At 66.1% G+C, this 13,052-nt stretch carries 13 protein-coding genes; 4 read left to right on the forward strand and 9 right to left on the reverse strand.

Annotation, left to right across the window (positions count from 1 at the left end; all coding sequences use genetic code 11):
* The first annotated feature begins 213 nt into the window (after positions 1-213).
* The 4 genes from JAO75_RS17255 to JAO75_RS17270 all read left to right on the forward strand — a co-directional run bounded on the left by JAO75_RS17255 (position 214) and on the right by JAO75_RS17270 (position 4,027).
* Positions 214-1,368, forward strand: coding sequence for an aminotransferase (locus JAO75_RS17255; protein WP_199050381.1), 1,155 nt, complete (start codon positions 214-216; stop codon positions 1,366-1,368).
* Between the two features lie 5 nt (positions 1,369-1,373).
* Positions 1,374-1,937, forward strand: a complete 564-nt coding sequence (locus tag JAO75_RS17260) for a hypothetical protein (protein WP_199050382.1) — start codon at positions 1,374-1,376, stop codon at positions 1,935-1,937.
* Between the two features lie 78 nt (positions 1,938-2,015).
* Positions 2,016-3,104, forward strand: coding sequence for a polyamine ABC transporter substrate-binding protein (locus JAO75_RS17265; RefSeq protein WP_199050383.1), 1,089 nt, complete (start codon positions 2,016-2,018; stop codon positions 3,102-3,104).
* A 203-nt stretch (positions 3,105-3,307) separates the two neighbouring features.
* A complete protein-coding gene (locus JAO75_RS17270) occupies positions 3,308-4,027 on the forward strand; it encodes an SIMPL domain-containing protein (RefSeq protein WP_199050384.1) in 720 nt (239 codons plus the stop codon).
* A gap of 20 nt (positions 4,028-4,047) precedes the next feature.
* Here JAO75_RS17270 and JAO75_RS17275 read toward each other — a convergent pair whose 3' ends face one another.
* From JAO75_RS17275 to JAO75_RS17315, 9 genes are all read right to left on the reverse strand, one after another.
* A complete protein-coding gene (locus JAO75_RS17275; protein WP_199050385.1) occupies positions 4,048-6,039 on the reverse strand; it encodes a methyl-accepting chemotaxis protein in 1,992 nt (663 codons plus the stop codon).
* 93 nt (positions 6,040-6,132) lie between these two features.
* Positions 6,133-6,591, reverse strand: a complete 459-nt coding sequence (ptsN, locus tag JAO75_RS17280; protein ID WP_199050386.1) for a PTS IIA-like nitrogen regulatory protein PtsN — start codon at positions 6,589-6,591, stop codon at positions 6,133-6,135.
* Positions 6,592-6,674: 83 nt separating this feature from the next.
* Complete coding sequence (hpf, locus tag JAO75_RS17285) at positions 6,675-7,247, reverse strand: ribosome hibernation-promoting factor, HPF/YfiA family (protein ID WP_199050387.1); 573 nt, start codon at positions 7,245-7,247, stop codon at positions 6,675-6,677.
* Positions 7,248-7,375: 128 nt separating this feature from the next.
* The gene (gene rpoN, locus JAO75_RS17290; RefSeq protein WP_199050388.1) at positions 7,376-8,788 is read right to left on the reverse strand and encodes an RNA polymerase factor sigma-54; all 1,413 of its coding nucleotides are present in this window, start codon (positions 8,786-8,788) and stop codon (positions 7,376-7,378) included.
* An 82-nt stretch (positions 8,789-8,870) separates the two neighbouring features.
* Positions 8,871-9,734: an LPS export ABC transporter ATP-binding protein gene (lptB, locus tag JAO75_RS17295; RefSeq protein ID WP_199050446.1), complete on the reverse strand. Its 864-nt coding sequence runs from the start codon at positions 9,732-9,734 to the stop codon at positions 8,871-8,873.
* 31 nt (positions 9,735-9,765) lie between these two features.
* Positions 9,766-10,410 carry an LptA/OstA family protein gene (locus JAO75_RS17300; protein ID WP_199050389.1) on the reverse strand — a complete coding sequence of 215 codons (645 nt, stop codon included), beginning with the start codon at positions 10,408-10,410 and terminating at the stop codon, positions 9,766-9,768.
* The gene (gene lptC / locus JAO75_RS17305; protein WP_199050390.1) at positions 10,407-11,159 is read right to left on the reverse strand and encodes an LPS export ABC transporter periplasmic protein LptC; all 753 of its coding nucleotides are present in this window, start codon (positions 11,157-11,159) and stop codon (positions 10,407-10,409) included. Before lptC ends, JAO75_RS17300 begins: the two co-directional genes overlap by 4 nt.
* 102 nt (positions 11,160-11,261) lie before the next feature.
* Positions 11,262-11,876 (reverse strand): ribonuclease D, encoded by a 615-nt coding sequence (locus JAO75_RS17310; RefSeq protein WP_199050391.1) that lies wholly within the window; start codon positions 11,874-11,876, stop codon positions 11,262-11,264.
* A gap of 152 nt (positions 11,877-12,028) precedes the next feature.
* Positions 12,029-12,934, reverse strand: coding sequence for a YihY/virulence factor BrkB family protein (locus tag JAO75_RS17315; RefSeq protein WP_199050392.1), 906 nt, complete (start codon positions 12,932-12,934; stop codon positions 12,029-12,031).
* Between the last annotated feature and the right edge of the window lie 118 nt (positions 12,935-13,052).

Below are 13,052 nucleotides of genomic sequence, written 5' to 3' on the forward strand. Positions count from 1 at the left end.
AACCGCGCGTGACGAGCAGTCTGGCTCTCACTTACCAACACCACATCGAGCCGGGCTGCCCGACGCGCCACCCTCGACTGACCTTCAGGCTCGCAGCACCCGCTGCGGGCCACAGGGCGCTGGTCTTTTTGAGAGGAATCCCGGTTCGATCTGCCGCGGCTCCATGATACGAAGCAGATCGGCACACCAGAAACCCCCGATTGAGAGAGCGGCATGAACAATCTGTTCGCCAACTTGCCCACCACCGTTTTTGAGGTCATGTCGAGCCTTGCCCGGGAGACCGGCGCGATCAATCTCGGCCAGGGCTTTCCGGACGATCCCGGACCGGAGGACGTCAGGCGGGCGGCGGCGGACGCGGTGCTCAACGGCTACAACCAGTACCCGTCGATGATGGGCATCCCGGAGCTGCGCTCGGCCATCGCCACGCACTACAAGCACTGGCAGGGCGTCGATCTCGATCCGAACACGGAAGTGATGGTCACGTCGGGAGCCACGGAGGCGCTCGCGGGCGCGATCCTCGGCATCGTGGAGCCGGGCGACGAGGTCGTTTTGTTCGAGCCCATGTACGACGCCTATCTGCCCCTCGTGCGGCTCGCCGGCGGCGTGCCGAAATTCGTCACCCTGCAGCCGCCGCATTTCCGCCTGACGGAAGAAGCGCTGGCGCAGGCCTTCTCGCCGAAGACCAAGGCGGTTCTGTTCAACAACCCGCTCAATCCGACCGCCACGACCTTCTCGGACGAGGACCTCAACCTGCTGGCGGATTTCTGCCGCCGCTTCGACGCCATCGCGATCTCGGACGAGGTCTGGGAGCACGTGGTGTTCGACGGCCGGCAGCACCGGCCGATCCTGGCGCTCGACGGCCTGCGCGAGCGCTCGGTGAAGATCGGCTCGGCAGGCAAGATCTTCAGCCTCACGGGCTGGAAGGTCGGCTTCGTGTGCGCCGCGCCGCACATCATGAAGGTGCTGGCGAAATCCCACCAGTTCCTCACCTTCACCACGGCGCCGAACCTTCAAGCCGCGGTGGCCTACGGGCTTGCCAAGGACGATGCCTACTTCGAGGATATGCGCAAGAATTTCGCCCGCAGCCGCGACCGCTTCACGGATGGCTTGAGGACGCTGGGCTTCGACGTGATCCCGAGCCAGGGCACCTATTTCGTCAACATCGACATCGCGCCCCTGGATGAGACCGACGACGTCGCCTTCTGCCGCCGGCTCGTCATGGAGCACGGGGTCGCGGCGATCCCGGTCTCGGCCTTCTACGCGCAGGGCGCGGTGAAGAACGTGGTGCGCTTCTGCTTCGCCAAGAAGGATGCGACGCTCGATGCCGGCCTGGAGCGGCTGGCCGATGCGGTCAGGAAAGCGCGCTGAGAACCATGACCGGACGCGGATGCGCGATGCAGCTCATCAGGCTCCTGTCGGTTTTTCTATCGCTCGGCCCGGCAGCGGCTCGGGCCGAGCCCCTGACGACCAATGACCTGACGGGCATCTATCGCGTTCCCGTCACGGTCGATTTCCCCAACCCCAGCCGCCCGTTCAGGACCGAGCATGTCCTCGAGATCGTTCCCCATGGGCAGGGACGCTTCTACATCAACGCGCAGATCAACGGCCACCACGCCTGCACGCTCTCCGGCATCGCGGAAGCCGAAGGTTCCCGGCTGGTCTACCGCAGCGTTCCGGGCGAGGACGACCCCTGGCCGGCCTGTACGTTCTCCGTGCGGCTCCAGGGCGGCAGCATCGTTTTCGACGATGCCGAGGGAGCCTGCCGGAGATTGTATTGCGGGGCGAATGCGGGCTTCGATGGCGTGAGCTTCAACGCGAAGCTGCGCCGCCCCGTCGGCGACCTGAGCAGGATCCGCGGCTCGGCAGGCTACGAGGAAGCCGTTTCGGCTTACGAGCGCCTCCTGCAATGGCGCGCGGCCCAGCCCAAACAGCCTTGACGCGCGGGGCAATAGGATTTCAATTGAGCGCGTGGCCGCTCATGGCTTTTCTCTCATCTCGAGGAGTTCCACCCCCTGATGTTCCGTTTTCTCGCTTCGGTTGCTCTGGGCCTCGGCCTTGTCACCGCCGCCGCCGCCCAGGAGCGTGTGGTCAACGTCTACAACTGGTCGGACTACGTGGACCCGAAGGCGCTGGATGAGTTCACGAAACAGACCGGCATCAAGGTGGTCTACGACACCTACGACAACAACGAGATCGTCGAGACCAAGCTGCTCGCCGGCAAGTCGGGCTACGACATCGTCGTGCCGTCGGGGCCCTTCGTGCAGCGCCTGATCGGCGCCAAGGTGTTCCAGAAGCTCGACAAGTCCAAGCTGCCGAACCTCGCCAACCAATGGCCGGAGGTGACGCAGCGTCTGGCCGTGTTCGATCCCGGCAATCAATATGCCGTCAACTACATGTGGGGCACCACCGGCATCGGCGTGAACGTCAAGAAGGTCAGGGAAATCCTTGGGCCCGACATGCCGCTCAACACCTGGGACCTGGTGATGAAGCCGGAGATTTCCGCCAAGCTCAAGAGCTGCGGCATCTACATGCTGGACTCACCCGAGGATCTCTTTCCCGGCGTGCTCGCCTATCTCGGCCTCAATCCGGATTCCAAGCGCATCGAGGATCTGAACAGGGCGGGCGACGCCCTGTTCCGCATCCGCGGCAACGTGCAGAAGTTCCACTCCTCCGAGTACATCAACGCGCTCGCCAACGGCGACATCTGCGTGGCGGTGGGCTATTCGGGCGACATGATCCAGGCCAAGAGCCGGGCCGAGGAGGCCAAGAACGGCGTCGAGGTCGGCTACGTCATTCCGCGCGAGGGCGCGCTGATGTGGTTCGACAGCTTCGTGATTCCGGCGGACGCCAAGAACGTGGCCGAGGCGCACGAGTTCATCAACTTCATGCTCCGTCCCGAGATCGCCGCCATGAACACGAACTTCGTGTCCTACGCGTCCGGCAACCTCGCCGCGAAGCAGCACATCGACAAGGAGATCCTCGACAATCCCGGCATCTATCCGGACGAGGCCACCATGAAGCGGCTCTTCACCAACACGGCCTATGACGAGCGCGCCCAGCGCACCGTCACACGGCTCTGGACCAAGGTGAAGACCGGCCGTTAATCCGGCGCTCAGCTTCGGTTGCGCACAGTCTGCGCGCCCGCCAAGCCTCGCCCAAGCGCATCGTGCGGAAAAGTGGACTCGGTTTTCCGCGCGAGCGATGCGCTCTTTGAGAATGAAGCATCGGAGTAGGCCCAAAAGTGGAAGCCACTTTTGGGTCCGATGCTTTAGGCGAGGCTTTTCTTTTCGGAAAAGGACATTTCGTCATGCGTTCCGTAGCCGTCGTATTCCTCGCCATGAGCCTCGCCTTTCCGGCCATGGCTCAAGCCCCCGCGCCGCGCCAGCCCACGATCAGCGTGATGGGCACCGGCGAGGCGGAGCTGAAGCCCGATTTCGCGCGCATCCATGTGACGGTGGAAACACAGGCCGACACGGTGGCGCAGGCGAGCGCCGCCAACAGCACCGCGACGGAGCGGGTGCTCGCCCGCATCCAGGGTCTCGGCATCAAGCGGGAGGACATCCGGACCGCCAATTTCCAGGTCTTCCAGACGCCCCAGCAGGTCGGCCCCGACGGCAAGGAGATCAAGACGCCGAAGTTTTCCGCCCATCATCAGCTGCGGATCACCACCCGCGATCTCGACGGCGTCGGGCGTCTCGCGGGCGAGATCCTGGCGAGCGGCGACATGACGTTCCAGTCGGTCTCCTTCGGCCTCGACCGGCAGGAGGAGGGCGCGGACAAGGCGCGCGAAGCCGCCGTGCGGGACGCCCGGCGACAGGCCGAAGTCTACGCCACTGCGGCGGGCGTCTCGCTCGGCCGCCTGCTGGAAATCCGGGACGGCTCCGCCCAGCCCTTCGAGCCGCAGCCCGACATGCGCATGTCCATGGCGATGTCCAAGGGGTCTGAGTCGGTGCCGATCGTGCCGCCGGCGACGATCCGCTACACGGCCAATGTCCAGCTCGTCTGGGAGATGGCCGGGCAGCCTTGAAGCCCGGCCGATAGAGTTCACTAAGCGGCCTTCACGCTGTTGAGGAACTGGTGGATCTCGGCGCCAAGGCGTTGCGCCTGATGCTCCAGAGCCACCGAGAGATCCGCGACGGTCCGGGCAGCGTCGAGAGACTGCAGGGCCACGCCCTGGGTGGTCTCGATCGCGGAGGTGCCGGCCTGCGCCTCCGTGGACACCTGGGCCACCGAATGGGCGATCTCCGACACGGCCGCCGTCTGCTGGCTCACGGTGCCGGCCACGGTGGACACGACCCCCGCCAGATCCTCGACGGAAGCCTGCACGGTGCCCAGCGCCACCAGGGTCTCCCGCGAGGCGGCCTGCACCGCCTCGATCTGCCGGGCGATTTCCTCTGTGGCCTTGGCGGTCTGGCCCGCCAGATCCTTCACCTCGTTGGCCACGACGGCAAAGCCCTTGCCGGCCTCGCCGGCGCGGGCGGCCTCGATGGTCGCATTCAGCGCGAGCAGGTTGGTCTGCGCCGCGATGGAGCGGATGAGGCCTGCCACTTCGCCGATCTGCGAGGTGGCCGACGAGAGAACCGACATGCTGCCCGAAGCGCCGCGAGCCTCCGCCACGGCGCGCTCGGAGGCCTTAGCCGAAGCGTTCGTCTGGGCCGCGACCTCGGAGAGGGACGCATCAAGCTCCTCGGCGGCGCTCGCCACCGCCGACATGTTCTGGGCGGTGCGCTGGGAGGCGGAGCCGGCGATCTGCGCCTGCTGCGTCACGTGGTTCGCCGAGCCCTCCAGCTGGCCGGAGGCCTTGGCGAGGTCGCCCGTGACGTCCCGGACCTCGGCCAGGATCTGCTCGACCGTGGCGTCGAACGCCATGATGGCGTTGGAGATCGCATGGGCGCGCTCCGCATCGACAGCCGCCATGCCCTCGCGTTCCCGGGTGAGCCGCTCGCGCTCGCGGGCATTGTCGCGGAAGACCAGCACGGTGCGGGCCATGGCACCGATCTCGTCGGTCCCCTTGGTGGAGGGAATCTCGACCGAGGCGTCGCCGTCGGCGAGCCGCCGCATCGCCTGCTGGAGGCGGGTGAGCGGCAGGGAGATCGAGCGTCCTACGATGAAGTTCAGGATCAGGCCGAAGAGAAGCGTCGCGCCCATGGCCCAGAGGATCAGGGCGAAGGTGCGCTGCTGCGAGGCGGTGAGCTGCGCCTCGGTCTTGTGCGCCTCGGTGCGCACTTTGGCGAGCAGCTGATCGAGCACCGGCACCAGCAGGTCGAATTGCCCCATCAACTTCTCGCTCTGGCCGGCCACCTCCCGCTCCAGCTCGCCCCAGGCATGGAAAGCCTCCTGGTACGAAACGCTGGCGCTCTCGACGGCAGCCTTCTCCTTGGCCAGCTCACCGGAAAGCTGGGCGAGGGCACGGGTGAAGCGCCCCTGCTCGACCTCGAAGGCGCCAAGAATGCTCTCCTCGAGCAGGATCCGAGCACGGGCCTCCTGGTTGAACATGCCGAGCATAGCCGCCCACAGGCGCCAGGCGATGGTCTCGCCGCTGCCCGTCAGGGGCCGCACCAGCTTCTCGAGGTTGGCTTCGGCCTTGAGAAGGCGGCCCTGGGCTCCCTCGTCGGGCTTGGTGCCGATGCCGGTATAGAGCTTGTCGAGGGCCTTGCCCTGGCTGAGCAGGGCGGAGGCATGCTGCTTCAGGGCGTCAATCTCGGGCGCGATCAGGATGGCGCCCGGTGCCGCGCTCATCTCGTCGAGCTGGGCAGTCAGAGCCTTGTGCTGATCCAGGAAGGCCTGGCCATGGTGGCTGAGCCGGCTCGTGGTCCATTCGCCGGCCGCCACCTTCAGGCCGTCGGCCCGGCCGCGGAACCCGTTGGCCTTCTCGGCGAGCGCCGAATAGGTCTGCTGCGCCAGAAGGGCCTGCTCCACCTCGGAGCGACCCGTCTGGAACACCGCACCGATGACCGCAAAGCCAAGCACCATCACGCCACTCAACGTCGCGACGCGCATCCGCACCGACGGTTGCTTCAACCGAGCCAAGAACGCCATTGCCCCCGAATCCCCTCTTAACGTTGCGGCAAGATTGCGGGGGACGTCTTAAAGATATCTTTACGTTAGGTTAGAAGCGGAAACCTGCCGGTTTCAGGCGGCCTTCGGCATTTCGGTCATGATGGCGTAGAGGGCTTCGGCGTCCCGGGTGGCACGCACCCGCTCGATCAGGCCGGGCTCGCGCAGGACACGGGCGACCCGCGCCAGGGCCTTCAGGTGATCCGCGCCGGCGCCCTCCGGGGCCAGGAGCAGGAAGAGCACGTCCACCGGCTGGCTGTCGAGAGCCTCGAAATTCACCGGCTTGTCGAGCCGCGCCACGAGGCCGAAAATCCGGGCCAAGTTCGGCAGCTTGCCATGGGGAATGGCGATCCCCTCGCCGATTCCGGTGGAGCCGAGGCGCTCCCGCTGCAGGAGGGCCTCGTAGATGGCACCTTCGGAAACGCCCGTAAGCCGGGCCGCATGGGAGGCCAGTTCCTGAAGAGCCTGCTTCTTGCCGCTGACGCGCAAGGCGGGCAGGACGGCCTGAGGGTCTAGAAAATCCAGCAAGGGCATCGATCACGCTGCATTTGGATGTGAAGCCTGGAAGGCCTCTCACCGTTCCACGCAAGAACTGGGCCAAAAAGGGGTAGTGTCCTTCAAGCCTGTGCAAGCGGCGGATCGACCCAACCGATCGCCCCGTCGCCGCGGCGATATACGACGTTCACGCGCCCGGTGCTAGCGTGGATGAACACAAGAGCGGCCGCTCCCGTGAGATCGAGCTGCATCACAGCGTCGCTGACGGAGAAGGCGTGAAGGGGCTTCGTGGTCTCGGCTACGACGATAGGATGATAGCTCTCTTCCTCGAGCGTCTCGTCGCTCGGCGCCTCGAAAACCGCATAGGGCACCTCCATGCCGCCGGTGCGCTGGCCTATCCCGGACTTGTCCTTGAGTCGCTGCTTGTAGCGGCGCAGGCGGTTCTCGATTCGGGCGGCGGTCTGATCGAAGCTGGCATAGGCGTCGCTGGAGGCGCCGGAGGCTTCGAGCGTCATGCCGGAGGTGAGGTGAAGCACGCAATCGGTGCGGAATCCGCTGCCGTCGCGGGTCACGGTCACATGGCCGGAATAGCCGCCGTCGAAATACTTCGCCAGGGCGCCGGCCATCCGGGCCTGGACCTGGGACCTGAGAGCTTCGCCGATATCGAGATTCTTCCCCGACACTCTCAATGTCATCGTATTCTCCTCATCTTGGCGCTCTCACGTGGGCACCTTTGCTTGGCTGCAACCCTTCAGGGATGACGCTTGGAGATGATGATCCGAATGGGGGGCAATGCAAGTCTTGAAATCTCAGGCCTGACCGGTCAAGCTTCGCGACCGTGCCGCCTGCGACGCTGGGACGAGGACGGGATCCTCAGAGCTTCCCGGTATTTCGCCACCGTGCGGCGGGCGACCTGAATCCCCTCCCGTTTCAATTTCTGGGCAATTGCCTCATCGGAGAGCACAGCCTCGGGCTTCTCGGCCCCGATCAGCTGACCGATGCGGTGACGGACGGCCTTGGCGGCATGCTCGCCCTCTCCCGTGGCGGCGCTGAAGAAGAACTTCATGGGATAGGTGCCGCGCTCGGTCCCAATGGCCTTGTTCGCCGCCGCCCGGGAGATGGTGGATTCGTGCATGCCGATGGCCTCCGCCACGCTTTTCAGCGTCATCGGGCGCAACCCGGCAATGCCCTCGCGGAAGAATTCCTCCTGCTGGCGGGCGAGCTCGGCGGCGACCTTCAGGATGGTCCTGGCGCGCTGCTCAAGGCTGCGGGTGAGCCAGTTCGCCGTCTGGAGGCAATCGGACAGGAAGGACTTGTCTTCGTCCTTGTGCAGAACCTTGGCGACCTGTGCGTAGTAGGTGCGGTTGAGCAGGATGCGGGGCATGGTCTCGGGATTGAGCTCGACCGCCAAGCCGCCGTCGGGCGTAGGCCGGACCAGCACGTCCGGCACGAGCAGGTCGATTCTGGCGGGCGTGAAGGCGAGACCGGGCTTGGGCTCCAGGCGGCGGATCTCGGCCAGCATGCCGGCGAGATCCTGCCCGTCGACGCCGCACGCCTTCCGCAGGGCGGCAAAATCCTGCCGGGCGACAAGATGGAGATTCTCCAGCAGGGTCTGCATGGCCGGATCGAGCCGATCACGCTCCTTGAGCTGAATCGCGAGGCACTCGGCGAGGTGGCGTGCGCCGACGCCGGAGGGCTCGAAGGTCTGGATCAGCCGCAGCGCCGCCTCTACACCGGCGGGCGTCACCTCCAGGCGAAAGGCGATCTCCGCGAGATCCTCCCTGAGGTAGCCGGCCTCGTCGAGGCTGTGGATCAGGTGCTCGCCGATCCTGCGCAGGCGGGGATCGGACGTGGCGAGATCGAGCTGCGCCTCCAGGTGCTCGGTCAGGCTGCCCGTGCGGGCCAGCGTCTCCTCCAGCTCGGGACCGATCTCGCCATGGGCCGGGCCAGATGTGCCCGAAGCGGCCTTGTCCCGCGACGGTGATGGACCGGGAACGATCCGGTAGCCTTGAGCTTGCGCCTTCTCCTTGGCGCGCAGGAAGTCCGCGAGGCCCAGGCTCGGCGCGTCGGTGCGGGTCTCGCCCTCCTGCAGGAGGGGATTGCGCTCGAGCTCGGCCGCCACATAGGCGGCGAGCTCCGCGTGGGAGAGCTGAAGCAGCTTGATGGATTGAACGAGCTGGGGCGTCATGGTCAGGGACTGGCCCTGGCGCAGCTCCAGCCGTTGCATCGCACTCATGAGCGCACCCGAAAAGGCATGCTTCCTGCATGCCCCATAGGTTTACGTCGGTCACTCGCCCAACGTCAAAAGCGGAATGGTCCTAGAGACGGAAATCCTCGCCCAGATACAGGCGGCGCACGTCCTCGTTCGCCACGATAGCGTCGGGCGTGCCCTCGGTGAGCACGCGGCCGGAATGGATGATGTAGGCGCGGTCGATGAGGCCCAGGGTCTCGCGCACGTTGTGGTCGGTGATGAGCACGCCGATGCCGCGGCGGGTCAGGTGCCGCACGAGGTTCTGGATGTCGCCGACGGCGATCGGGTCGATGCCCGCGAAGGGCTCGTCGAGGAGCATGAAGGTCGGCTCGCCCGCAAGCGCGCGGGCAATTTCGCAGCGCCGCCGCTCGCCACCCGAAAGGGCGATGGAGGGTGACTTGCGCAGGCGCGTGATGTTGAACTCGTCGAGGAGCGCATCGAGCTTGCGCTCGCGCTCCTTGCGGCTGGGCTCCACGATCTCAAGCACGGCGCGGATGTTGTCCTCCACGTTGAGGCCGCGGAAGATCGAGGCCTCCTGGGGAAGATAGCCGATGCCGAGGCGCGCGCGGCGGTACATGGGCAGGCCGGTCACATCGTGGCCGTCGAGGCTGATGACGCCGCGGTCCGCCGCGACGAGGCCCGTGATCATGTAGAAGATCGTAGTCTTGCCGGCGCCGTTGGGGCCCAGCAGGCCGACGGCCTCGCCGGCGCGCACCTGCAGTCCCGCGTCCTGCACCACGGTGCGGCCGCGATAGCTCTTCTGCAGCCCCTTCACGGCCAGGATGCCGGCGCCGCCGAAGACGCCCTCGTCCTCGCTCCGGGAGAAGCCATGGGAAACCGTCCCGGCCGCATGGGGCTCGAGGAGGCTCACGTCCGAGGGACCGGGTTGGGAACGGTTGAAAAGCGGTTTCACAGGATCGTCGCTGATGATGAAAGGAAGAAGCGGGAGGAACCCTCCCGCCTTAGTTGGTGGCCGGCTTCTGCGCGGGCTTCGGCTTGGCGTTGCCCTGGGCGGCTCCGCCGGCTCCCGTGGGGGCCGGGCCGCCGTTGCCGGGCACGAACAACGCCCTCACCCGGCCGCCGGGGGTGGTCTCGATATTGGCCACGCCGGTGTTGATATCGTAGAGCACCCGCTCGCCCTTGGTGACGTTCGGCCCGTCGCTCAGGGTGGCGTTGCCGGTGAGCAGGATCTTGTTGGAGCCGCGGTCGAAGGTGGCGTTCTCGCCCGTGGCGACCTGGGTCCGGGACACGATGGTGACCGGGCCCTTGCAGTCGATCTTCTTGATCGCGCTGTCGTCGGCGCCCTGCGCGGCAGGAGCAGGCACCGCCTGCCCGCCGTTCTGGTCCCGCTGCTCGTAGAACACGGTCATGACGGTGCATTTCATAGTGCTCTCGCCCTGGACCGCCACCACGTCGCCGGTGAAGACGGCGCGGCCCTCCTTGTCGAAGACGTCGAGCTTGTTGGCGTCGATCTTGATCGGCTCCTTGCTGGAGCCAAAATTGCCGAAGCCGACGGCGCGCTCCTTGCCGGCCTGGGCCCAGGCGGCCTGCATCGGAACGGAGGCGAGAAGCGCGACGGCGAGGGCTGCGCGTGAAAAACTCATCATGGACGGGTACTTGTCTGTTGGGGCGCGGTGACTGATGCGGGCGTCGTGGAGCCTGTGCCGGCGGCGTCCTTGGACGATGGAGCGGAGCGGGACGGCTCGATGACGGTGCGCACGCGGCCCTCGAAGCTCATGACCTTGCCGTTGTCCTTCACCCTGAGCTTGTCGGCTTCAATAGAGCCGTTGCCGAAGGAAACGGTGACGGGTTCGTTGGACGTCACGTTGCCGGACTTGAACTGGACGAAGGCCGACTGGAGCTTGACCTCGTGGCCCGCATCCGTGGTCACCACGATGTTGTCGCGCAGCCGCATCTGCTCCTTCTTGGTGTCCAGGACACCTCTTGCAGCCTGGAGCAATGCGACGCTGCCGCGATCATCGGTGACGACGCGAGCCTTGAGATCCTTGAGCTGCACCAGGTCGGGCTTGCGCACGTCCTGCGTGGCCTCGCTGGCGGTCACCTCATAGGGGCGGTTGTCGTTCTTGAAGCCGGTCAGCTTCGGGCTCGCCATGGTGACGTTGGTGCCGCTCACCCCGATGGAGCCGAAGCTCAGGTTCTCGATGTTCCGGAACGGATCGTAATAGGCCACGAAGAGGACCGCGCCCATGCCGATCAGGGACCCGAGGGGAATAGCGACCTTGGCGAAGCTCACCCAGCGGGAATGGCGGCGGGCCTTGGCATAGGCGCGCGTCGACCGGGCGGCCGGCCTCAAGGCCGGGCCGTCACGCATCGTGGTGCCCTGGATTACCGCCACTGCCAAACCCCTTCCGCCTCACAATCGGACCCGCGCCATGCCGGACGGACGTGGCGATGTTATGACGGACAGGGGTTTTATGGGGTAAAGTTTAAGTGCGCGTCAAGAATGGGCGAAAATATCCGTCTCCGGCCAGCCGAGGAGGTCGAGCTGCGCCCGGGTCGGCAGGAAGCTGAAGCATTGATGGGCAATGCCGAGACGGTTCTCCCGCTCCAGCAGGCGGTCGAGCTTCTCCTTGAGGGCATGCAGGTGCAGCACGTCGGAGGCCGCATAATCGAGCTGGGCGGGGGTGAGCGTGTCGGCGCCCCAATCGGAGGATTGCTGCTGCTTCGACAGCTCCACGCCGAGCTGCTCGCGCGCCAGATCCTTCAGGCCGTGGCGGTCGGTGTAGGTGCGCACGAGCCGCGAGGCGACCTTGGTGCAGTAGACCGGGCGCGGCATGATTCCGAAGGTGTGGAAGAGCACCGCGAGATCGAAGCGCGCATAATGGAAGATCTTGAGCACGCTCTCGTCGGACAGCACGCGGATCAGGTTCTCCGGCAGAGGGCCGTCCTTGAGGATCTGCACCACGTCCGCCGTGCCGTCCCCGGTGGAGATCTGCACCACGCAGAGCCTATCCCGATGCGGGTTGAGGCCCAGGGTCTCGGTGTCGATGGCGATGGCGGAGCCCGGGTCGTATTGCGCAGGCAGATCGCCGCGATGGAAGCGTACGGTCATGGAACATCCAGAAAGTGATGAGACAGGCTGTACCGCGTCTGGGCAGCGGCTTCAACGGATCCCTGACCGGGGCGGCTTGGGTGCAAGGCCAAGGGGCCTCCGCAGCAGAGTCCGAAACGGGATTGCGAGAGGAAGCAGGACGAGGGCGTGAGCTAGACTTGCGGGACGGAAACGGGCGCCGCTTCCACGATTGCTGAAGCCCGATCGTCGGCCGGATCCCGCCGCCGGCGCAGGGCAGCGTTGAGCTCGGCGCCGAAGATGAAGATCGCCGCCGAGATCTGCAGGAAGATGAGCGCCGTCAGGATTCCCGCAAGGCCCGCATAGGTGGCCTTCAGATGGGTCATGTTCGCCAGGAACTCGCCGTAGAGGCTGGCGCCGAGAAGCCACAGGATCAAGGTCGCGGCGATGCCGGGCAGCACGTTCCACGCATGGGGCCGGGTATCCGGCAGCCAGAGATGGGTGGCCACGAGGCCGGCCACCAGGACTGTCGAGGCCAGCCCGTAGCGCACCACGTTGTAGGTCAGTCCCAGGGTCTTCAGGTCCGGCATGGAGAGTACGGCGGCGCGCCAGAAGGACGGCCACAGCACCACGAGGACCGCGCAGGCCACCAGGGCTCCCGCGCCGATCAGCACGAAGCCCACGCCGATGAGCCGGGCCTGCCACCAGGGCCGGAAGCGCTCGACGCCATAAGCCCGGCACAGGGCGATGCGCAGGCTCTCGACACCGTTCGTGGCCACGAGCAGGGTCAGCACGATGCTGATCGTCAGCACGTTCCTGCGGGGGATGAGAACCTTGTCGGCCTCCCGCGCCAGCGGGCCTGCGACTCCCTCGGGCCAGAAATCGAACAGCAGGTGAATGATATGAGTCGAGATCCGCCCGGCGCCGAGGAGCGCCGCCAGGGCCGCAACGCAGATCAGGAAGGGAAACAGCGCGATCACCAGGGAGAGCGCCACGTGGCTTGCCATGGCAAGGCCGTCGTTGCGCGAAAACCGCGTGCCCGCATCGGCAATGGCCGCGAGGATCGAGCGGATGGATGGAGGAAGAAGGGTGGGGCGCATCGTGGACTTATGGGATTCCTGGAGCGGCAGACCGGGCGGATTCTGTTGCGCGATCCGATCCCTTGATGCGGCTCCCACACGCTCAAGGCAAGGCCCATTCTGCCACAGGGCTGCGGCG

This window comes from Microvirga splendida (genome assembly GCF_016427565.1).
GTDB lineage: Bacteria > Pseudomonadota > Alphaproteobacteria > Rhizobiales > Beijerinckiaceae > Microvirga > Microvirga splendida.